The 22,278-nt window shown below is 53.6% G+C and carries 15 protein-coding genes; 14 read left to right on the top strand and 1 reads right to left on the bottom strand.

What is annotated here, in order from left to right; translation table 11 throughout:
• Positions 1-228: 228 nt before the first annotated feature.
• The 11 genes from nrdI (at position 229) to H8B09_RS20080 (ending at position 15,897) form a co-directional block, all read left to right on the top strand.
• Positions 229-600, top strand: a complete 372-nt coding sequence (gene nrdI, locus H8B09_RS20130) for a class Ib ribonucleoside-diphosphate reductase assembly flavoprotein NrdI (RefSeq protein WP_191205366.1) — start codon at positions 229-231, stop codon at positions 598-600.
• The gene (nrdE, locus tag H8B09_RS20125) at positions 587-2,671 is read left to right on the top strand and encodes a class 1b ribonucleoside-diphosphate reductase subunit alpha (protein WP_191205365.1); all 2,085 of its coding nucleotides are present in this window, start codon (positions 587-589) and stop codon (positions 2,669-2,671) included. The genes nrdI and nrdE overlap by 14 nt, the downstream gene beginning before the upstream one ends.
• 56 nt (positions 2,672-2,727) lie before the next feature.
• The gene (nrdF, locus tag H8B09_RS20120; RefSeq protein WP_191205662.1) at positions 2,728-3,678 is read left to right on the top strand and encodes a class 1b ribonucleoside-diphosphate reductase subunit beta; all 951 of its coding nucleotides are present in this window, start codon (positions 2,728-2,730) and stop codon (positions 3,676-3,678) included.
• Positions 3,679-4,137: 459 nt separating this feature from the next.
• Entirely contained in the window at positions 4,138-5,625 is a 1,488-nt protein-coding gene (locus tag H8B09_RS20115; RefSeq protein ID WP_191205364.1) for a polysaccharide deacetylase family protein, read from the top strand.
• A 560-nt stretch (positions 5,626-6,185) separates the two neighbouring features.
• Positions 6,186-7,319 carry a ribosome small subunit-dependent GTPase A gene (rsgA, locus tag H8B09_RS20110; protein ID WP_224753801.1) on the top strand — a complete coding sequence of 378 codons (1,134 nt, stop codon included), beginning with the start codon at positions 6,186-6,188 and terminating at the stop codon, positions 7,317-7,319.
• A 262-nt stretch (positions 7,320-7,581) separates the two neighbouring features.
• Positions 7,582-8,625 (top strand): LacI family DNA-binding transcriptional regulator, encoded by a 1,044-nt coding sequence (locus H8B09_RS20105; RefSeq protein WP_191205362.1) that lies wholly within the window; start codon positions 7,582-7,584, stop codon positions 8,623-8,625.
• Between the two features lie 221 nt (positions 8,626-8,846).
• Entirely contained in the window at positions 8,847-10,112 is a 1,266-nt protein-coding gene (locus H8B09_RS20100; protein WP_191205361.1) for an ABC transporter substrate-binding protein, read from the top strand.
• Positions 10,113-10,180: 68 nt separating this feature from the next.
• A complete protein-coding gene (locus H8B09_RS20095) occupies positions 10,181-11,047 on the top strand; it encodes a carbohydrate ABC transporter permease (protein WP_191205360.1) in 867 nt (288 codons plus the stop codon).
• 17 nt (positions 11,048-11,064) lie between these two features.
• Complete coding sequence (locus tag H8B09_RS20090; RefSeq protein ID WP_191205359.1) at positions 11,065-11,916, top strand: carbohydrate ABC transporter permease; 852 nt, start codon at positions 11,065-11,067, stop codon at positions 11,914-11,916.
• A gap of 28 nt (positions 11,917-11,944) precedes the next feature.
• The gene (arfA, locus tag H8B09_RS20085) at positions 11,945-13,462 is read left to right on the top strand and encodes an arabinosylfuranosidase ArfA (protein ID WP_224753800.1); all 1,518 of its coding nucleotides are present in this window, start codon (positions 11,945-11,947) and stop codon (positions 13,460-13,462) included.
• Positions 13,463-13,497: 35 nt separating this feature from the next.
• Positions 13,498-15,897 (top strand): hypothetical protein, encoded by a 2,400-nt coding sequence (locus tag H8B09_RS20080; protein ID WP_191205358.1) that lies wholly within the window; start codon positions 13,498-13,500, stop codon positions 15,895-15,897.
• Between the two features lie 111 nt (positions 15,898-16,008).
• On the opposite strand, the gene fabI is transcribed toward H8B09_RS20080, so the two are convergent.
• Positions 16,009-16,785, bottom strand: coding sequence for an enoyl-ACP reductase FabI (gene fabI, locus H8B09_RS20075; RefSeq protein ID WP_191205357.1), 777 nt, complete (start codon positions 16,783-16,785; stop codon positions 16,009-16,011).
• 186 nt (positions 16,786-16,971) lie between these two features.
• On the opposite strand from fabI, the gene H8B09_RS20070 reads away from it, so the two are divergent.
• The 3 genes from H8B09_RS20070 to H8B09_RS30600 are packed head-to-tail and all read left to right on the top strand — an operon-like array spanning position 16,972 to position 22,257.
• A complete protein-coding gene (locus H8B09_RS20070; RefSeq protein WP_191205356.1) occupies positions 16,972-18,006 on the top strand; it encodes an AAA family ATPase in 1,035 nt (344 codons plus the stop codon).
• On the top strand, positions 18,003-19,529 hold the full coding sequence (locus H8B09_RS20065) for a DUF58 domain-containing protein (protein WP_191205355.1): 1,527 nt from the start codon (positions 18,003-18,005) through the stop codon (positions 19,527-19,529). The genes H8B09_RS20070 and H8B09_RS20065 overlap by 4 nt, the downstream gene beginning before the upstream one ends.
• Positions 19,510-22,257, top strand: coding sequence for a transglutaminase family protein (locus tag H8B09_RS30600; protein WP_224753799.1), 2,748 nt, complete (start codon positions 19,510-19,512; stop codon positions 22,255-22,257). Before H8B09_RS20065 ends, H8B09_RS30600 begins: the two co-directional genes overlap by 20 nt.
• The last annotated feature ends 21 nt before the right edge of the window (positions 22,258-22,278 follow it).

Genomic DNA, 22,278 nt, shown 5'->3' with positions numbered 1-22,278 from the left:
CAATCTCCGTCATCGATCCGACTTTGGATACAGAAAAGTCAGACAAAACCGCAATCCCTTGTCCCTATTGGCCTCTCCGATTGTCAAGCACTTTTTGTTGCCAAATGCGGGCTTCGAACCATTGACACGCACAATATATAGATATATTATTGTCTCAGTCAACCTACATATTGATTTTAATAGAGTTGGTAGCCGGGAGAGGCTGCTACATATGGAGGGTATAATAACATGCTGGTTGTGTATGATTCGAGGACGGGGAACGTTCGCCGCTTTGTCGAAAAACTGAATATGAAGTCGGTCTCGCTGGACGACGGAAATACAGAAGAGATGACGGTGGACGAGCCATTCGTACTTGTAACGTTCACGACCGGATTCGGACAAGTGCCGGAACGTGTCGAGAAGTTTCTGCGCCGTAACAGCTCCCAACTGAAGGGTGTGTCGGCAAGCGGCAACCGTAACTGGGGACAGTCGTTCGCGAAGAGCGCAGATGATATTTCCAATCGATACAATGTTCCAGTCATTCATAAATTCGAGCTGTCGGGTACAGGACGCGACGTCGATCAATTTCGGCAGGGAGTGAATAAACTTGCGGCATATTGAGCTTAATAACGAGCTGATGCAGCGTAACGAAGAAGGATTCTTCCGTCTAGAGAAGGATCAGGAGGCGGTTGCAGCCTTCATGGAAGAAGTGGATGCCAAGAGCATGCGCTTCAATAGTTTCACGGAGCAAGTCCAATATATGATTGATAACGACTTCTATGAAGATGTATATAAGCAGTACACGAAGGAACAGGTTGAGGCAGTATTCAGCAAGACGCACGGCGTTAAATTCCAATTCGCTTCGTATATGGCGGCGTCGAAGTTCTACACGGACTATGCAATGAAGAGCGATGACCGTTCGAAGTACATGGAGCAGTATCCGGACCGTGTAGCGGCAGTAGCGCTTCATTTGGGGGAAGGCGACTTCGACAAAGCGATGCGTTTGGCTGGAGCAATGATGGAGCAGCGTTTCCAACCGGCTACGCCGACGTTCCTCAACGCGGGCAAGAGCCGCCGCGGCGAGATGGTATCTTGCTTCCTTCTTGAGATGGATGACTCGCTTAACTCGATCAATTACGTGCTTGGCACGTGCATGCAGCTGTCGAAAATCGGCGGCGGCGTAGCAGTTAACCTGTCCAAGCTTCGTGGTCGCGGTGAAGCGATCAAAGGCGTAGAGGGCGCTGCGAAGGGCATTATGCCGGTACTGAAGTTGATGGAGGATGCATTCTCCTATGCGGACCAGATGGGTCAGCGCAAAGGTTCGGGAGCTGGCTATTACAACATTTTCGGCTGGGACGTAATGGAGTTCCTGGACAGCAAGAAGATTAACGCAGACGAGAAGATCCGCCTGAAGACGTTGTCGATCGGTCTGATCGTACCGAACAAATTCTACGAGCTGGCTGCACAGAACAAGCCGCTTGTCGTATTTGGACCACACTCGGTGCATAAGGCTTATGGCGTTCATATGGACGACATGGACCTTGATGTGATGTATGATACGCTGCTCGCAGACGACCGCGTGAAGAAGAAGAATGTAATCAGCGCGCGCGACATGCTTGTGAAGATTGCGATGATTCAGCTCGAATCGGGCTATCCATATATTATGAACCGCACCAATGCCAACAAAGACCATGCTCTTAAAGGAATTGGCGCAATCAAGATGTCGAACCTGTGCACGGAGATCTTCCAGCTGCAGGAGACGTCCGAAATTAACGATTACGGTCAAGAAGACATTATCCGCCGCGACATTAGCTGCAACCTTGCATCGCTTAATATCGTGAACGTAATGGATCTTGGCAAAATCAAAGAGTCCGTCCATGAAGGCATCGAAGGACTGACGTCGGTCAGCGACATGGCGAAGATCGCGAATGCTCCAGGTGTTCGCAAGGCGAACGAAGAGCTGCACTCGGTTGGTCTTGGCGCTATGAACCTGAACGGCTACCTCGCGAAGAACAAAATCGCTTACGAGAGCGAAGAAGCGCGCGATTTCGCACGCACGTTCTTCATGATGATGAACTACTACTCGCTTGAGAAGAGCATGATGATTGCCCGCGACCGCGGCGTAACCTTCAACGGCTTCGAGCAATCCGAATACGCGAACGGCAATTATTTCGACCGCTACTTGTCGACTGACTTCCGTCCGCTGACTGAGCGCGCGCGTCAACTGTTCGGCGAGATGCATATTCCATCTCCTGAGGATTGGGCTGAGCTGAAAGCACTCGTTATGAAGCATGGCGTTTACCACGCTTACCGTCTGGCGATTGCACCAACGCAAAGCATCTCCTATGTGCAAAATGCGACGTCGAGCGTAATGCCGGTCGTTGAACATATCGAGACGCGTACGTATGCGAACTCGACGACGTATTATCCGATGCCGTACCTGGCGCAGGATAACTACTTCTTCTACAAGTCGGCGTATCAGATGGACCAATTCAAGGTCATCGATATGATCGCAGAGATTTCCCAGCATATCGACCAAGGTATTTCGACAGTGCTGCACGTCAACAGTGACGTAACGACGCGGGAGCTGTCCCGCTACTATATCTACGCGGCGAAGAAGGGCCTTAAGTCGCTCTACTACACGCGTACGAATAGATTGAGCGTAGAGGAGTGCATTAGCTGCGCCGTCTAATGACGGTGTGGCATGGCGACTCCTTCCATATAGAGAGGAACGGTTGAGCGATGGCATTGGAAGCTGTTAACTGGAACCGCCCGGACGACGACTTTACGTTGACGTTCTGGAACCAGAACATTATGCAATTTTGGACGGATGAAGAGATCCCGTTGTCGGATGATAAGATGTCGTGGATCGAGCTGAACGAGAAGCAGCGCGAGTTGTATATGAAGGTGCTGGGCGGCCTGACGCTTCTCGACACGATTCAAGGCGGCGTCGGCATTCCGAAGATCGTTGAGCATGTCGACGGGCTGCAGCGCAAGGCTGTGTTGTCGTTCATGGGCATGATGGAGCAGATCCATGCCAAATCGTACAGCAGTATCTTCACGACACTGGCAACGAATGAAGAGATCGACGGCGTTTTCGCATGGGTGAAGAGCCATCCGAAGCTTCAGAATAAAGCAGAGTGGATCTCGGTCTATTACAACAATATCAAGACGCCTAAGAGCCTATATCTGGCACTGTCCGCATCGGTATTGCTTGAGAGCTACTTGTTCTACAGCGGCTTCTTCTATCCGCTCTTCCTTGCCGGCCAAGGCAAGATGACGAGCAGCGGCGAGATTATCGACCTTATTCTGCGCGACGAGAGTATCCACGGCCTGTACGTTGGCGTACTGGCGCAAGAGGTATACCGCGGTCTGACGCCAGAAGAGCGTCAAGAAGCGCTCGATGAGCTGAACGCGCTTATCGATAAGCTGCATGCGAATGAAGAAGCGTACACGAGCGAGCTGTACACGGAACTAGGCCTTGCGGACGAAGTACAGGCTTATGTGCGCTACAACTGTAATAAAGCACTTATGAATCTCGGACTCGATCCACGTTTCCCAGAGGAAGACATCAACCCGATCGTCTTCAATGGCATCAGCACGCGGACGAAGCAGCACGACTTCTTCTCAAAGAAGGGCAACGGCTATGTCCGTACGCTTAATGTCGAGACGCTGCGCGACGAAGACTTCGATTTTTAATAGCTAGATAGACTGGCAGCTTAACAGCCGCCGTCTGCGGGATTCCCGTGGATGGCGGTTTTTGTTGTCTTTAGGGAAGGGATTAGGGTAGTCATTCGAGCTGAAGCTTGTCGTAGAGCTCCAAGCGATTGCAGATGAGCGGAAGACGGTAGAGGAGACAGTGGCCAGCTGCAAGTGGAAGGTCAGGCGCTGCTGGACGGGATGGCTGTTACGAAGTAGAGCGGGGGGCAGTATATCATGAATGCTGGCGCTGATAGATGATTGGTCCATGTCAGGCAAGGGTAATTGATAGGAATGAGTTGTAGGAGGCTGGCAGCTTTCTTGCTTAGAGATTGCGGGAATATGAGCATCAATAGAGGTATTTATATTTTCTCTTACGAGTCATTTGATAGACTTCTGTCTCATATAATCTATCAACCAGGCCGGGAAGGCCGGAAATGTTGAGCGAGGTGGACGGATATGATTCGTCGTCGAATCGTAAGGGCCGTAATTGCAGCGGCATTCGCAATCAGTGCAGCGGCGTGGAGCGGATGGTTTGTTGACAGAGGGGAAGCAGCGGAGGAAGCAAGCGTGAACGAGCAGGTATGGCTTGCGCCATCACCAGATCCAGTGGTTGCTGTTGTTGCGGGACAAGCAGTCGCTCCTGCGGGGCAGGCTATTGATATACAAGAACAAGCGGGTACGGTGCAGACGGATGCAGCTATCGGCAAGCAAGGAACGATTACGACGGGCAATCAGCCGATCATCATTAAAGCGGGTTCGATAGGTGAACAGCCTCCCATCAGTAATGATACAGTGACCGCGCCGGACAAGCCTAATGGCCGTACCGTCTATCTGACTTTCGATGACGGACCTAGCAAGCTGACGCCTGAGGTGCTCGATATTCTGAAGAAGGAAGGCATCAAAGCGACATTTTTTGTACTCGGCGAGCATGTGAATGAGCATCCAGAAATGCTGAAACGCATTGTGGAAGAAGGCCATACGGTTGGCAATCATACGTATGATCATGTATATAAAACGCTGTATAACAGCTTTGGCGAGTTCGCTGCACAGATCGTGAAGACGGAAGATGCAATGCAGGCAGCAGCTGGCATTCGAACGAAGCTGGTACGTGCGCCAGGCGGGACTTTCGGCAATTTTGACCAATCGTATTTTGACGCAATGAAGCAGGCAGGCTATACGATGTTCGATTGGAATGTCGATAGCGGAGACTCTGTGCGAGTAGGAGTGCCAGCGGCTGAAATTATTAAGAACATTCACAATTCGAAGTTGTCGGATAAGACCGTCGTGCTGCTGCATGACAGCTCGATCCATGGCGAGTCCGTGAAGGCGTTGCCGGATATTATCCGTTACTATAAAGAGCAAGGCTACACCTTTGCACCTCTAACAGAAGCTGTTGAGCCTGTAACGTTCCGCCTCGCGGATAAGCTGAAGTGGAGCCGTCCGAAAGCAACGTCGGCAGAGGAGAAAGCAGTGCGTCAAGGGCTAATGGCGAATGGCGCAAGTACATTCGTATTCTCAGGAGATATAAGTAAGCATGTAGACGGTGGATCGACGGAGGGGACGACTGCTGGCGCAGCACAAGGGGGCAAAGAGCTCGTCGTTTACGTAGCCGATCGGACGCTTCTCTTCGAACCAGGTGCGTACTGGGCAACGGGCGAAGGGGACTGGCTTATACCGCTTCGAGATATGATAGTCGGACTGGGCGGCAAGCTAAGCTGGAATGCATCCGATCGGAATGTGCATGTCGTATTGTCTGACGGCACGGCCTTTGATCTCGCAACCGGTGACGGACAGCCAGGAATCGTACAGCAGAGCAAGGTGTATGCATCCCTGCGCGAAGTTCTGCTCCATATCGAAGGTAAAACGGTTGTTGAGTCCCAACTGGGAGATCAAATCGTACTCGGTGATAAAAGTGCTGTTTCGCCAGCATCGGCCGCGGCGTAAAATAATTTCCAATTCATCAAATGTGTTGTTGCACAAACTGACGGTTAAGGGATATACTGGTGATACTAATTTCAAGGAGGCTGATGTGCTATGAGAACAATGATGACGACGCAGCAACTACATGGCCATCGGTCTCTACGGACGCTTACGAATATTGATCACTGTTAATGGACAGTGATCGGTATGAACGCATACGCCATGCATTACGCATGGTGTATGGAAGCTGAACCGGGAGAGACCGATTGGGTCTCCCCGGTTTTTTGTTTTGCTGTTTGACGTGTAGACGCGCTCTAGTTTCGTGCGTCTATACGTCAGCGCAAGCATGGAAACCTGCCGGGAGACCGCGCAGGTTTTTTGGTTTTGGGCGAATTGTGGCTGCAGCCTGCGCACAGCTGAACATCCGCCAGCAATGCTAATCACGGCCCTAACAACTATGGGGCGATTCATGCCTTGAGAGCATGCTTACAGTATAACGAAGCTGAAATTGCAGTATAACGAGTGACACCAAAGAGATTATATTTTCAAGAAAGACTATGAATTTCATTAGAGGAGCTAAACATTTGAACCATAATACACCTATTAAGGGTTATAAAACCTCCGTATTGCAAGCGTATGGCTGGAATGAGCAATGGGAGAAGAAAGCAGCAGAGGCTGCAGCAGAACACCATCAAGCGAGAGCGCTCGTGCCGGCGCGTGTTACCGCACAGTTCTCTCACGTCTATCGGGTGATGACGAACGAAGGAGAACGTCTCGGCACTGTGGCTGGACGTTATCAATATGAGGCATCGGGCAAGGGGGATTACCCAGCTGTCGGCGATTGGGTAATGGCGGAACTTGCGCCTGGCGACGAGCGAGTCGTCATACACGCGCTGCTGCCGCGCCAATCCGCGGTTTCCCGCAAAGTAGCGGGCAGTCAATGGCAGGAGCAGGTTATCGGTGCGAATATCGACTTCCTCTTTCTCGTCATTGCGCTGAATCAGGATTTTAATCTGCGGCGAATTGAGCGGTATTTGACAGCTGCAATGGGAAGCTGCGCTCAGCCGGTTATTGTGCTGACGAAGGCGGATCTATGTCCCAATCCGGAAGAAATGGCGGAGCAGACTCGTGCATTCATTCCCGCCAGTGTGCCAGCCGTCGTCGTTAGTGCAATGAATGGAGAAGGACGGGAGCATCTGGCGCCTTACTTGGGTCAAGGCGTGACGGTTGCTGTTGCTGGCTCATCCGGAGCAGGCAAATCAACGCTGCTGAATTGGCTGTCCGAAGCGGATCGGATGCGCGTACAGGACATCCGTGAGGATGATGCCAAGGGAAGACATACGACAACGCATCGTGAGCTGTTCCCGATTGCGGGCGGAGCGCTGCTTATGGATACGCCGGGGATGCGCGAGCTGCAGCTATGGCATGCCGACGAAGGGCACGAGGAAGCGTTCAGCGATATTGCAGCGCTGGCTGCGAATTGTCGATACCGCGATTGCCGCCATGAGCGTGAAGAAGGCTGCGCCGTGCTTGCGGCTCTAGCGACTGGCGATCTAGACCGTCGGCGCTATAACAACTACTTGAAGACAGGCAAGGAGATTGCGCATCAAGCGCGTAAGGAACGCATCGATCAGCGCAGCAAGGAACGCCGGAGCGGAGCAAGCGCAGGGAAGCCACGGCAGAAGGTGAATCATTCACGGAATTGGGACGAGGAATAAACACGTTAACTAAGGGCTGCTGCATAATTCAATGAGCGATAAAACCCTGCTAAGTTAACGAAAAGGTTAACGTTAGTTAACGACTAGTTAACGCCATTTTCGGACTATCGGGATGTTGCCGGTAACTCGAAAATGGCGTTTTATGTCACGAAAAACGGTAGTGAATACGCTTTACAAAACAAAATCACGATGATATAGTGTGAAAAGTGAAACGTTTAACTTACGGCGTGACGCCATAAGATGCAAGGGAGGTAAGACGGGTTTGATCACGCTCAAGGATATTGCGAAGCTGGCGAACGTGTCGACCGCCACAGTCTCCTACGTGTTGAATGGCAGGGGTAATATTAGCGATAAGACACGAGCCAAGGTATTAGAAATTGTTGAGGCGCATAACTACAAGCCAAACAACATTGCGAAGAGTTTGAAGCTGAACAAGACGAGTACGATCGGCGTCATCGTTGAGGATATTACCGTCTTCAGCGCACCGGAAATTATCAACGGGATTAATGAGTATGCCGAGGAGAACGGTTTTACAATCGTCCTTACGAATCTGCGGATTCATAAGCGAATCGGCAACCATTTCAAAGATATTGACCGCTACAAGCACATCATTACCGCAGCGGTGGACGACCTGCTCAGCAAGCAGGTAGACGGCATTATCTACATCGGCGTTCATACGCGTGATGTGAAAGGGCTAATAGATATTGCGAAGCCCGTCGTCTATGTATACTGCTACTCTACGCTGGAGTCGGCTTACTCCGTTAATTATGATGATGAACTCGCAGCGCTCGAAGCGACGAATTACTTGATCGAGCGCGGACATAAGCGAATTGCACTTATTAGCGGTTTGATCGATTCCATGCCTTCACATGGCAGATTTAACGGGTATTACAAAGCTATTATGGCCAATCAACTTCCTTTTGACCCTAGCCTTATCAAGACGGGTGACTGGGAATACTCATCGGGCTATTCGATGGCGAAGGAGCTTATGGCATTGCCGACTCCGCCAACAGCGATACTGGCAATGAACGATCTCATGGCAGGCGGCGCCATCGATGCTTGCAGGGAAATAAACGTAAACATTCCGGAGCAGCTATCCGTCATTGGCTTCGATAATCGCGAGTTCAGCGGCTATTATTCACCTAAGATTACGACGGTTGATATTCCGCTGCAAGCAATGGGAAGCCGAGCAATCGCGATGCTGATTGAAATCTTGGATGGCAGCCCGCCAGAGGAATCCAATCCGAAGCTGGAGTGCCGAATGATCGAACGAGAAACGGTTGCGGCAGCAGCGGATAAGCAGTAAACATTTTTTTAGAATACAAAGTTAAACGTTTAAACGAATATCGATAAATATTTGTTCCTTTTATGATGAATTAGGTTTAAACGTTTAATTTTGCCAACGCAATGGAAGCGCTTTAAAGGAGGTGGTGCAGGGCCGGCTGGACGGGCTGCACTTAGAACAAAGTAGGTAGGCATGGTAAAGACAAGACAAAGGGAACAACTATAATCGGAGGGTTGATCACCATGAAAAAGGTTGTAGCACTCTTAACACTTTCGACGATGCTCGTTGTTGCTGGTTGTGGCAGCAGCGGTAAAGAGGAAGCGAACGGCACAAGCGGAAGCGGCGGAAAAGTTGAAATCAGCATGTCGATTTGGGGAGAGAAAGAGATCTGGGAGAAGGCGCTTGCTGAATTCGAGTCTACCCACCCTAACATCAAGACGAAGCTAGTTTACATTCCAGACGCTTATGAAGATAAGTTGATGACGATGATTGCTGGCGGTACAGCACCAGACATGATGACGTTGTACGAAACGACGACGCCGGATTTGGCGAAGCAAGGCGTTATCCAGGATCTGACGCCTTTCATTGAGAAGGATACGTCCTTTGATCTGAACGACTTCTACGATAATACCCTTGAACTGGCTAAACTCGACAACAAGCTGTACGGCTTGAACTATACGTTGGCGCCGGAAGTTATGTTCTATAACAAAACGCTGTTCGATAAAGCTGGCGTAAAGTATCCGGACGGCACTTGGACATGGGACGATTATGTAGCGGCTGCTGAGAAGCTGACAGTTAAGGACGGCAACAAAGTAACGCAATACGGCACGGATGGCATGACAAGCTGGTGGCTGCCGACAGAAGCAGCGATTCGTCAGAACGGCGGCGACATCTTCAAGGATGGCAAAGCAAACTTCGATTCCCCAGAAGTTATTAACGCGATTCAGTTCTGGGCAGATGTGACGCTGAAGAAGGGCATTGCACCAACCATTGCCGAAATGTCCGGCGGCGGCGACCTGTTCCCAAGCGGTATGGTTGCAATGACGCGCAACGGCATCTGGCTGAAGGATACGTACAAAGATATTAAAAACTTCGAGTGGGACATTGCACCGCTTCCGAAGAACAAAGATGCGAATACGATCCTTCACTCGTCGTACTTCACGATCGCGAAGAAGTCGAAGCATCCGCAAGAAACGTGGGAGCTTATCAAATGGCTGAGCGGTCCTGAAATTCAGAAGGGCGTATCCGAGCGTCTTGGTTATGTGCCAACGCGTAAATCGGTACTCGAGCAGAAGCCTTACGATTCCGGCCAACCGGCAGGAACGGCATTTGTAGGTGATGTTGTTAACTACGGACGTATCGGTCCATACGCACCAGGCGTGAAACAAATTACAGATGAATTCGAGAAACAACTGGAACAGATCTACACAGGCAAATTGACAGCTGAAGAATCAATGAAGGCATTCCAGACTAAAGCGCAATCGATCATCGATCTAAACAACAAATAAGAATTGCATGTGCAGGGAGCGGCATTATGGTCGGCCGCTCCTTGTCTAATGTGAGGGAGAATGGGAATATGAAACGAAACAATCTGGCTGGTTTTATTTTCATATCGCCATGGATTATCGGATTTCTGCTGTTCACGGGCGCTCCAGTCCTATATTCGTTTGCGATAAGTGCATTCCGCTGGAATTTGATCAGTTCACCTGAATTTATTGGATTCGACAACTACGTAACGATGTTCCACGATTCGTTATTTTATAAATCGCTTTCCATAACCTCGATCTATACGTTATTCAGCGTACCGCTTCAATTAATAGTCGCGCTAACCGCCGCTTTGCTAGTGAACCAGAAGATTCGTGGAGCGAAAGTATTCCGCACCATGCTCTACCTGCCATCCATTATTTCGGGTGTCGCTGTCGCGATGATCTGGAGCTGGATGTTCAACCCGAAATTCGGCGTTATCAACCAAGTGCTTGGCTGGTTCCACATTAATGGTCCGGAGTGGATCTATAACGAGCATTGGTCGCTTCCATCGATGATCCTGATGAGCTTGTGGAGCTTCGGCGGCGCAATGATCGTCTTCTTGGCCGGCCTGCAAGATATCCCAGGATATTTGTATGAAGCAGCCGAGCTCGACGGAGCATCACGTTTCGGTAAGTTCCTCCACGTAACGCTGCCGATGCTGTCGCCATCGATCCTGTTCAATCTGATCATGGGCATCATCACCAGCTTCCAAGTGTTCACGCAGGCTTATGTCATGACGGATGGCGGACCAAACAACTCGACTCTGTTCTTCGTTATGTACATCTACCAGAATGGCTTCCAGTACTTCAATATGGGCTACGCTTCTGCGCTGTCGGTCGTGTTGTTCGTAATCGTCTTTATCGTAACGATGCTGCAGCTCAAGTTGTCCAAGCGCTTCGTCACGTATGACAAATAGAAGGAGGGTAATCGCAGATGGCAAGCAAAACCGCTTCGATCCGCAACCAACGAATCATTAACAATACGCTCATTTACGCCATTCTCATTATCGCTTCTATCGTGGCGATCGTTCCAATTCTATGGATGCTGTCGTCCAGCCTTAAGACTGGAATCGACATCTATATGCTTCCGCCGGAATGGATTCCAAGCAAGCCGCAGTGGGGTAACTTCCATGAAGTGCTTACGCGTGTCCCGTTCTTTACTTATATGAAGAATACGGTGCTTGTCACCGGTCTTGGCATTATCGGTACGGTTCTATCAAGTACGCTTGTTGCTTATGGTCTGGCACGCATTAATTTCAGAGGCAGCAACATCGTCTTCATGCTGATTCTTGCAACGATGATGATCCCGCCGCAAGTTACGATCGTTCCACAGTTCTTGCTGTTCCGTGAACTGGGCTGGAACAACACGCTTGCACCGCTGATCGTGCCGGAATGGTTCGGATCGCCTTATAATATTTTCTTGCTGCGTCAATTCTTCGTCGCTCTGCCTCGCAGTCTGGATGAAGCAGCGATGCTGGACGGTCTGAGTGTGTACAAAATCTTCTGGAAGGTTACGCTGCCGCTGTCGAAGCCGGTCATTACAACGGTATCCATCACAGCGTTCATGTTCTTCTGGAACGACTTCTTCAAGCCGCTCATCTTCATTAGCGACGATAGCATTAAGACGCTTACGCTTGGTATTCTTGAATTCAAAAACTCCTTCAACGTTATTGAATGGAACTATTTGATGGCAGCCGCCATGCTGATGCTCATCCCATGTGTTGTTCTGTTCTTTGTAGCGCAACGTTACTTCGTAGAGGGCATCTCGGTTTCGGGTATGAAATAAAAAACAGTAATTTCAGGAGGCAGCGAATATGAGCAACGCGATTAAGTCCACAATGACGATCGATCGTGCGTTCCGCATCGCGGACGTCGATAACCGGCTGTACGGCTCGTTCATCGAGCATCTCGGCCGAGCCGTTTACGGTGGCATCTATGAGCCGGGTCACGCAACGGCGGACAGCCAAGGCTTCCGCCAAGACGTCATCGAATTGGTGCGTGCCTTGAAAGTACCTGTAGTCCGTTATCCTGGCGGCAACTTCGTCTCCGGCTACAACTGGGAGGATGGCGTTGGCCCGCTCGCAGAGCGTCCGAAGAAGCTGGAGCTTGCCTGGTGCTCGCTTGAACCGAACTACGTCGGCACGAATGAATTCGTCGACTGGGCGAAGAAAGTCGGCACGGACGTCATGATGGCCGTTAACCTCGGAACTCGCGGCCCGGATGCGGCGCGCAATCTGGTCGAGTACTGCAACCATCCTGGCGGCAGCTACTACAGCGACCTGCGTCGATCGCATGGCTATGCGGATCCGCACAACATTAAAGTATGGTGCATCGGCAACGAAATGGACGGCCCTTGGCAGATCGGCATGAAGACGGCTGAGGAATACGGTCGCGCGGCTGTTGAAACAGCGAAGGTAATGAAGTGGGTCGACCCAACGATTGAACTCGTCGCATGCGGCAGCTCGTTCCGCGCGATGCCAACGTTCCCTTCATGGGAGAAAACGGTGCTTGAGCACACGTATGACCATGTCGACTATATTTCGCTGCATACGTACTATGGCAACTCTGATAACGATACGGCCAATTATTTGGCTCGTACGCTCGATATGGAAGAATTCATCCGTACGGTTGTCGCTACGGCTGATTATGTGAAAGCCAGCAAACGCAGCAAGAAAGAGATGAAGCTGTCGTTCGACGAGTGGAACGTGTGGTTCCATACGCTCGAGTCGGACAAAGCGGTTGATCCTTGGCAAATCGCGCCGGCGTTGCTCGAGGACGTGTACACGTTCGAGGATGCAATTGTCGTTGGCCTGATGCTCATTACGCTGCTCAAAAACTCGGACCGTGTCCGCATGGCTTGCTTGGCGCAGCTCGTCAATGTCATTGCACCAATCATGACGACGACTGGCGGCGCGGCATGGAGCCAGACGATCTACTATCCGTTCATGCACGCTTCTTTGTACGGCCGCGGCACAGCGCTGAAGCCAGTCATCGAGACGGAACGCTATGACAGCAAAGACTTCACGGACGTACCTTACTTGGAATCGGTTACGCTGTTCAATGAAGAGCAGGAGGAAGTCACGATCTTCGCCGTGAACCGTCATCTGGAGCAGCCAATGGCGCTCGAGTGCGATATGCGCAGCTTCGCAGGTTATGAGCTCGTTGAGCACCTTACGATGACCAATGATGATATGAAGGCGAAGAATACGGAACTGACGCCTAATGCCGTAACGCCAAGCAAGATCGATACGTCCAGCTTCTCGGACGGACGGCTTGAAGCTCTGCTGCCGAGCGTATCATGGAACGTGATTCGTTTCCGCAAACAGAGATAACAAAGACAACGTTTGGAGAGACTGGGGGAGTTACTGTGTTACTGCGCAACAAAACGTTCTCGATTGCCATTGATGCGGCAGGCTACGTGGATAAGCTTCTCATAAACGATGACCCGGAGCAGATGAACTGGGTTGTAGATCGTACCTATATCGATTCGGTTGGCTACCAAGATAAAGACAAGCTATTCGGCATGTTCGAGTTGAAGACGGCGGGAAATGTATACTCGAGTGCGGGTGTTACGCCATCTATTCAGCAGGAAACGGATCGATTGATTGTCACCTATCCATTCGAAGGTTTTGCGGTCGAGCAGACCTTCTCGACGAAGCGCGAGGATGCCCTTACTTGGGGCATCCGGCTGGTGAATGGCGGGGATGCACCTCTGATCGTCGATTCGTTCTACGTATGGATGTCGCTTGCCTACGTCATGTTCAAGGATACGAATGTACATCGGAACATCAGCCAATCATGTGCGTTGTTCCCTTCGATATCCGATGATTATACGAAATTCGCAGGCATGCGTCGCAGCAATATGGGGCCGCATCTTGGCGTCTACGGCACGCAAGGACGCACCTATTCACTAGGCGCTTACTGCCGCTATGAGAATCTGTTCCTTGAGCAAGTATCGCCGTCTCTGGACGGCATTCTGTATCATTCGTTGATCCTTGCCGGACAAGGCATGTATCCGGAAGAACAGAAGCCTGCTCAGAGCTGGATTTATCCCGACATCTATACGTCGGTTGTGGAGGTCGAGCCGCGGGGCGCTAGCGAATGGTCGTATACGATGTTGCCGTTCGACAGTGCCGAGCAGTTCCAGACCAATGGCGGGAAGCTCTCGCATCCGATTGTAAGCTATGAGCCGATGGTAATCGCCGGCGGCACATTCGAAGCGAAGGTGCAACTGCCAGTGGGACGCAGAATCCGTGCAGTTGAGCTGGAGCGGGCCGCATCTCGCTCGAATGTGATGGAGCATGTGGAATCGCTAGGCGATTCCTGTTATCGGATTGGAATGACGATTACAGAGCCAGGCGAGGCTAAGCTTCGCATCCTGCTCGATGATGGTACGTCGGACTTCGTCGTGTTCAACGTATCGGAGCCGATCGCAGACATTCTCGAGGCGCGGGCAGACTATTTGTGCACGCATTCGTATGACGAGCAAGGGGCATCGGGACGTCCGCATGTATTCCTGCCGGAATCGAACCAAGGCGAGTCGCTCGGCAAGCTTTCTTTTGTCCTGCTGAAGAACTTGATCGCTGATCGTAATCTGTCACAGGTGCATAAGGTGGAGCGGAGCGCTGCGCTGTATGTTCGGAACAAATGGTTCGAGGACGGCGATTTCCGTCGCCCGGTCAAGCTGTACGGCGGGTTCTATCGCATCTTCGACTTCGACTATATCGGCCACGTATTCTACCTGCTCTCTCGCTATCAAGATAACGAACTGCAGTTGAATACGGCAGATACGTATCTGCGATGGGCGGCTGAGCTTATGATCGTTCGTTTCGACGATCGGCTGCATGAAGATTCGCGTGAGAAGAAGGAAACGAAGCTTACCGGTACGTTCACGCACTTCATGAAGGATCTGATGGACGTGCTTCGCGGTCGTTCGGATTTCAAGGCGCTGTATGATGAGCTGGCGGTATTATGGGACGCGTTCTTCCTTCAGCTGAGAGAACAAAGCGCATCATATCGCGGGGCGATCACGGAGCACTTCTATGACAATGCCGGCTTCGGACCAACGTGTGAGGCGCTTTGTCTAGCGGAAGCATCGGAAGAAGCATCGCGTTATGGCGAGCTTATTCTTGCGAATATCGGGCACAGCAACGATTACCGCGCACAGAACCCAGACCGCTGGTGGGAAGCGCTCGCGTATATGGCACACTCGTTGTGGGGAGGCATGGTCTCGTACTCGTCGCTGGTTGCTTATGAGCATTTGAAGAACCCGGCTTACCTGGAAGCGGCGTATCGTTCGGTTGTGCCGATCTTCCTCTGCTATGATTGGAATGTTGAGTCGACAGCGAAGCGGATTGCACGCGGCGAGGCGGCATCGACCTATTGCGTGCCGAATCCGAACATGAACAAGCCGCGAATCTCGCACAACCGTTTCGGCCAGTCCGTCTTCATGGAGGACAACCCGGATCTGTTCGCTGGCGCAACCGGCGACGACTGGGATATGGGTGAGGAGCTCGCGGTTTATCTGATGGGCTTCGGTACGAAGACGTTCCTATACATGGATGGCGAAGAGCTGAAGTGTGTGAACGGACATGTAACGGTTCAGGACGGCCGAATAGTCGTCACGAGTTACGCTGCTTATCCGAAGGCCTACTACTTCTTCGAGAAAGGTCAATCGCTGCTTGCAGCGGAGGGCGAATGCCTCACCAGCATCATCGTTGAGAATGGTCGTCTAATCCGTGTGGAAGATGCGGTTGCTGTGAAGTAGATCGGAGTAAATTGGATTATTGGAATAATAGATTCATAGACTGATGGAATAATAGAGTAATAGACTTAATAGAAGGAACGGCCGCCTGAGAGGGCGGCCGTTTTGTTGTTGTTAAAGACCCAGAATATGATAGCCGGCGTCGACGTGCAGCACATCGCCGGTAACGCCGCGCGACAGGCTGCTGAGCAGGAACAGCGTTGCGTCCCCGACTTCGTCCTGATCGATGTTGCGGCGCAGCGGCGCGCGTTCCTCAATCGTCGTCATGATGTCGTTGAAGCCCGATACGCCTTTGGCTGCCAGCGTACGAATCGGACCCGCTGAAACCGCGTTGACGCGAATGCCGTATTTGCCGAGGTCTTCGGCCAAATATCTAACGCTTGCTTCGAGCGATGCCTTCGCTACACCCATGACGTTATAGTTACGAACGACGCGGGTTGCTCCAATATACGATTGCGTGACGATGCTTCCACCCTCTGTCATCAGCTTCTTCGCCTCCCTAGCGACAGCGACCAGCGAGTAAGCACTCGTGTCTTGCGCGAGCAGGAAGCCTTCACGCGAAGTATCGACGTATTCACCCTTCAATTCATCCTTCTCTGCAAAAGCGACCGAATGAACGAGCCCGTGAATGACGCCCGTCTGCTGCTTGATTTCCTCGAATGCGGCTTCGATGCTCGCATCATCGTTTACATCGCAGGATACGCACATTAGAGGCTCAATTGCCGAGTCTTGCAGCAATCCCGTCAGCTTAGCGAGCGAGCGTTCCTTCCGATAAGTGAAAATAAGTTTAGCCCCTGCGCCGTGCAGTGACTTGGCAATGCCCCATGCCAAGCTTCTTTCGTTTGCAACTCCCATTACAACAACGGTCTTCCCGTTCAATAATCCGTTCATCTATAGTCCCTCCACGTTGCTTCTCATTAGTACCAACTATTAGTACCAGATGCTAATTGTATAGATTCATTATAGCTTTAACTGTTGTTTAGAATCAAATCCATATTATTGCGTCTAACGATTGCTATTTTCGGAGAGACTGCTAGATAAGAGATTTCCATTAGGGCAGGAGGCAGGAGAATCGCAATGACGACCGTGACGAATTATGAGCGTTGGCCGGAAGACGAGGGCGTGCGGAGCAGCACGGGGGAGTGGCATGAGCCGCCGGAGCTGCTGCTGGAGCGGATGAAGAGCAAGATCGGGTCTGTGCTGTATGGCAAAGAGGAAGTCATTATGAAGGTGCTAGCTGCGTTTCTAGCAGGCGGGCATGTGCTGCTAGAGGATGTGCCGGGCGTTGGCAAAACCATGCTCGCCCGCGCCTTCGCCGCCGTCATAGGCGGTCAGTTCAAGCGGATTCAGCTGACGGCTGATATGCAGCCTGCCGATGTAATAGGCGGCTCTGTATGGGATGGACGAAGCGGCTCTTTCCTATTCGTGCCGGGGCCGATTATGGCGAATGTCGTGTTGGCCGACGAGCTAAACCGTACGCCTCCGCGCACGCAGTCGGCGCTGCTGGAAGCGATGGAGGAGCGGTGCGTCACGACGGACGGGGAGAGCCGCCGTCTGCCAGAGCCGTTCATGCTTATTGCGACGCAGAACCCGTGGGATTACGAGGGGACTTTCGCGCTGCCGGAGGCGCAGACAGATCGGTTCATGATGCGGCTGTCGATCGGCTATCCGTCGGTTGAGCATGAAGTGCGTCTGCTCGCTGCGCTGGCCGACAATCGGTCGGTCGATCCGGCGTCTCTGAAGCCGGTCATCGCAGTAGAAGAATGGCGCAGAATGCAGCGCGAGTGCAGAACGGTGCACGTGCATCCTGATCTGCTGCCATATGCGGTTGCGATCGTGAGCGAGACGCGTGCGGCGATGGAGCTTGAAGCTGGCGCGAGTCCGCGTGCATCGCGGGATTGGCTGCGGGCAGCGCAGGCGACAGCTTATATGGAAGGCCGGCGGTTTCTGCTGCCGGACGACCTGCTTGCGACGGCGGAGCCGGTGCTGGCGCATCGGTTGACGGTGCAGCCCGCTTACGCCGCATCCGGACAGACGGCTGCGACGGTACTGGAGCGCATCATACGCAGTACGCCGATGCCAGCTTCTGTTGCTGGGAGGCGCCGGCGATGAATAGCGGCAGTATTCCTCGGGCGGCAAGCACGACGAAGGTAAAGGGCGCTTTGAATGGAACAGCGAACAAGCCGAAGCAAGGACGGTTGCAACAACAGCCTATCTATCGGACGCGGCGTTGGATGTGGACGGTGCTCACGGCAGGCTGGATGTTTGCCGTGTCGGCTGCTGCATGGCGTGGACAAATGCCAGAGCTATTCGCAGCCGTACTGCTCAGCGGCATCGTCGTCGTCGGGATGCTTCCTGTGTTTGTCGCACGTGTCATTGGCATCGAGGCGTTCCGTATGTTATCGGCGCCGGAGGCGGCGGCGGGCGGCGAGCTGCAGGTCACGCTGACGCTTCGAATGCGAATGCCGCTTCCGCTCTTATGGGTGTACGTTCGTGAGGAATGCAGGAATGAGAGTGGAGGACAGCAGAGGACGGTTCATTATGGTCATGTCGGATTGCCATGGCAGGCCCGAGAGTGGAAGATCACATATGCGATTCGTGAGTTGGCGCGGGGCGCCTATCGATATCGTCCAATAGAGATAACCATCGGTGATGCTTTTGGCTTAACCGCTATAAAGCGCGTTGTTCCTGTACGGATGGCAAATCAAGACGACAAAGGCAAACATGAGAACCAGGAGAAGCAAGAGGGGAAGGATAGGATGGAGCGGGCGTCCTTCCTTGTGCTTCCGGATTGGTCAGGCCATTTAGAGTATCCGACTGGAGGCAGCAAGTCGAAGACATCGGCGGAGAGCAGAATACTCGAGACTTCGGCCGGTGGTTATGTGCATGGAACGGAACGTGCGCGTCCACGCCAGCGGACGACGGTAGCTGACCGATCAGGGATGCAGCGTCAGCCGTATCGCCCGGGAGACGATGCTCGCCATATCGATTGGCGGGCTGCTTCACGGGGAGGAAGCTGGGTAACGAAGCGGGAATCTGCTTCGCAGCCGCCTGCGCTGCTTCTGTTGCTTGATACGGCAGCAGAAGCGTATGACAGCAACGATTATTGGTTTGATGCTGCCGCCGGTTATGCTGCTGCGCAAGTTCGATATGCGGTAAGCAGCGGACTCTCTTTTCGACTGCTGGATAGCAGCGAGCAAACCGTCAGTAACGGGAGCGGACAGCAGTCTTCTCGCCTGTCGGCTCAGCGGGAGGCGCTAGAACGGTTGGCGCGTATGAAGCCGACATCTACTGCCGCATCAGTTGCGGGCAAGAAAGGAATAACAAGCGTAGAATCCGTGCTGAAACGCGAAGGAATAAGCAGCGGCGCGACGTTCATGTTGATTACGGCGGAGTGGAGAAGCGGTGAGATCGGCGAGCAGCTGGCTGCCTATGCAGCGTCGAATGGCTGCCGCATCGAGGTGCATGTGCTGACGGCGAATCGACTGCCTTCGGCTGCGATGCGAGCGCGTCAGCGCGATTGGGAGAGCGCGGGCATTCGCGTCGTATGGGTTCTGATGCCGGACAGCAGCGATATCGGGCAGCAGACTGCAATAGCGGAAGGCGGTGAAGGCCATGAGCGGGCAAGCCAGTAATAAGGTGAAAGATGATCGCCGTAAGGAGCGCAGCTTGTATGAGGCGGTTCCTTTTGTCCATCGGCTGTGGACGAGTCTTCTGTTGTACGGCTTGCTGCTGGAATGGATTCTGCCGTGGACTCGCCCGACTGGCAGTCTGAAGGTGGATGCAGCGCCGCTGCTTATTGCGGTGTTGTGTTTTGCAGCGGGAGAGCTGTTTCGCTGGCGTGCTGCTGCCGCATTCTTCTGGAATGTTCTCGTAATCGGATGGACGCTGTGGCGGCTATATGGGGAAGGGCAGTCTCCGCTGTCTTGGCTGATGGGTTTTCCATCACGTATGACGGATGAAGCGATGCATCTGGCCGATGGGGGCTTGTGGCTGATGTCAGGAGAGGTGCGGGCGCTTGTGCTGCTGCTCGGCTGGGCGCTGCTTGTTCCTGCATTGCAGCTTATTATATGGGCAAGACAGCTATCGCATGGAATTGGTCTGGCGACGCTTCTCTACCTGCTGCTGCTGCATGAATGGCTTGGCATGGATACCCAGTGGGGTGTTGCGAGAGCATCGCTTGAATGGTTGTTGTTAGCTGGATCTGTTACGCTGGCACGCGTGCATCGAGTATATGGGCTGGATGCAGATAATGGGTCAAGAGCGGGTCGGATGGCGGGGTGGCAGAGCCGCTGGACGGGTGGAGCGCTTGTTGTGGGCGGGCTGATCGCAGCCGCCGCGCTGCTAGGCGCTTATCAGAAGCCTTGGTCTACGGAGCCTGCCGCTTGGACAGCGGCAATGTCTGACCGATGGGAAGGAGCGATCGATCGGTTGTCGGATCGCTATTCGGCGCAGACGGCGAACGCGCGAGGCAGCGGCCAGTCGACGACGGGTTACGGATTCGATGATAGCAGGCTAGGCGAATCACTTGCTTCGAATAATCAGGTGATGTTCACTGTGGAATCGGATCAACCGATGTATTGGCGCGGCACGTCCAAATCTATCTATACCGGACGGGGATGGGCGAACAGCGAGACGGAATGGTCGAGCAGGCTTGTCGCTGAGCCAGGCACTTCGATTGGCGCGGTGAAAGAAACGTTCCATTTGGCGGCGCCGGAAGCGGGATTGCCGCTTTTTGCAGGGGGGACGAATGCGATTGTCACTCGGTTGGTGTCGGATTCGCCATCGCGTCAGCAGCTTCGCTATTGGGAGGATGAGGACGCTGGAACGCTGTCTGCGCCAGGCACCAGCGTGAAGGTGGCTTCATATACGGTTGAGGCACAGGCTCCGCTGACTGAGGAACAGCTGCTGCAGCGATTGAACTCCCTGCAAGGGCCGACCGAAGATGATCCGGAAGCCATTGTGAAGCAGTACACGCAGCTGCCTTCGAGCTTGCCGTCACGCATCTCGGAGATGGCGGCGCAAGTCATTGCCGATGGGCAGGACAGCTGGGGCGGCATGACTCGCTATGCGAAGGTGAAGGCGTTGGAATCGTTCCTGAAGACGCATTACACGTACTCGCTTGATGAAACGGATCAGCCGCCGGTCGGATCGGATTTTGTAGATGATTTTCTGTTCGAGCAGCAGCAAGGATACTGCGTTCATTTCTCGACGGCGATGGTCGTTATGCTGCGTACGCAGGGGATACCGGCTCGTTGGGTGAAAGGTTTTGCACCAGGGGAGCTTGCTTCAGAAACAGATGGAGCTGTGCCTGCAGAGACGGTGCGTTCTACCGGAGGAGCAGGGAGTGTAACGTTCGCTAGCGCCAAGCTCGGAGCAGGCAACGGAGCTTGGCCCGGCGCAGCCAATAAGCTGATGAGCTTCACCGAGGATGATAAGTTGGCAGGGGCGATCATTGCTGGAATGGCTGGGGAAGCAGCTGGTACGGCGGGAGTCTCTGGCGGGGCTTCCGATGTGCAGGGTTTGTCACTGGCTAATGCGACAACGGGCGCAGGCGCGAAGAGTAAGGCGTCGTATGTCGTGCGCGATTCAGATGCGCATGCATGGGTTGAGGTGTATTTCCCCGGCGTTGGTTGGGTACCATTCGACCCAACGCCGGGCTTCAGCGGCGCATCGGCTGCTCAGCCTTCCGCAGCCGCAGCGCACAGCAGCGCATCGGGCGGCCACAGCCAGCCCGATGCTGCTGCCCCAGGCACCAGCGCCGCGCAAGACGGCGGCGCCGGTGCCTGGCTGTCGGCGGCCGCTTCGCGGACCGCCGACGCGCTCGCGCGAGCGGGCGAAGCCCTCGCGCACGCGGTGCGGCACGCCGCCGGCCGTGTCGCTGCCGGCGGCGAAGCCGCTTGGACGGCGGCATGGCCGCCGTCAGCGCCGCTGGCCGCGGCGCTTGGCGCAGCCGCGCTCGCGGCCGGCGCGCTGGCGGCGCATGGCGCCGCCCGGCTGCGCCGGCGCGGCGTAGCCGCAGCGCTGCGCGGCTATGCGCGCGCAGCAGGCGCTGACGCGCCGAGCGCGCTCGCGATGCGGGCGAGTTATCTCGCCGCATCGGATGCGCTGTGGCGGCGCGTCGAGCGCCGGTTCGGCGCCCGCACGCCGGCGCAGAGCGCGCGCGTATACAGCGCGCAGCTGCCGCTCACGAGCGGCGATGCGGCGGCGATGGACCGCTTCCTGCGCTGGGACGAAGCCGCGCGCTTCGGCGAAGCCGCCGCATTCCGCGGGCCAAGCGTCCAAGAGCTGGCGGACGTTGTCCGCCAGCTGCAGCGCGGCGCTTCTCACGCACGCCGCAGCAAGGCGGCAGTAACGCCATAGCTCATCTGAATAGGCAAACGA

It is taken from the genome of Paenibacillus terricola (assembly GCF_014779765.1).
GTDB classification, from domain to species: Bacteria; Bacillota; Bacilli; order Paenibacillales; family Paenibacillaceae; genus Paenibacillus_T; species Paenibacillus_T terricola.
Note: the sequence above shows the minus strand (reverse complement) of the source record. Positions and strands in the feature narration are given on the sequence as shown.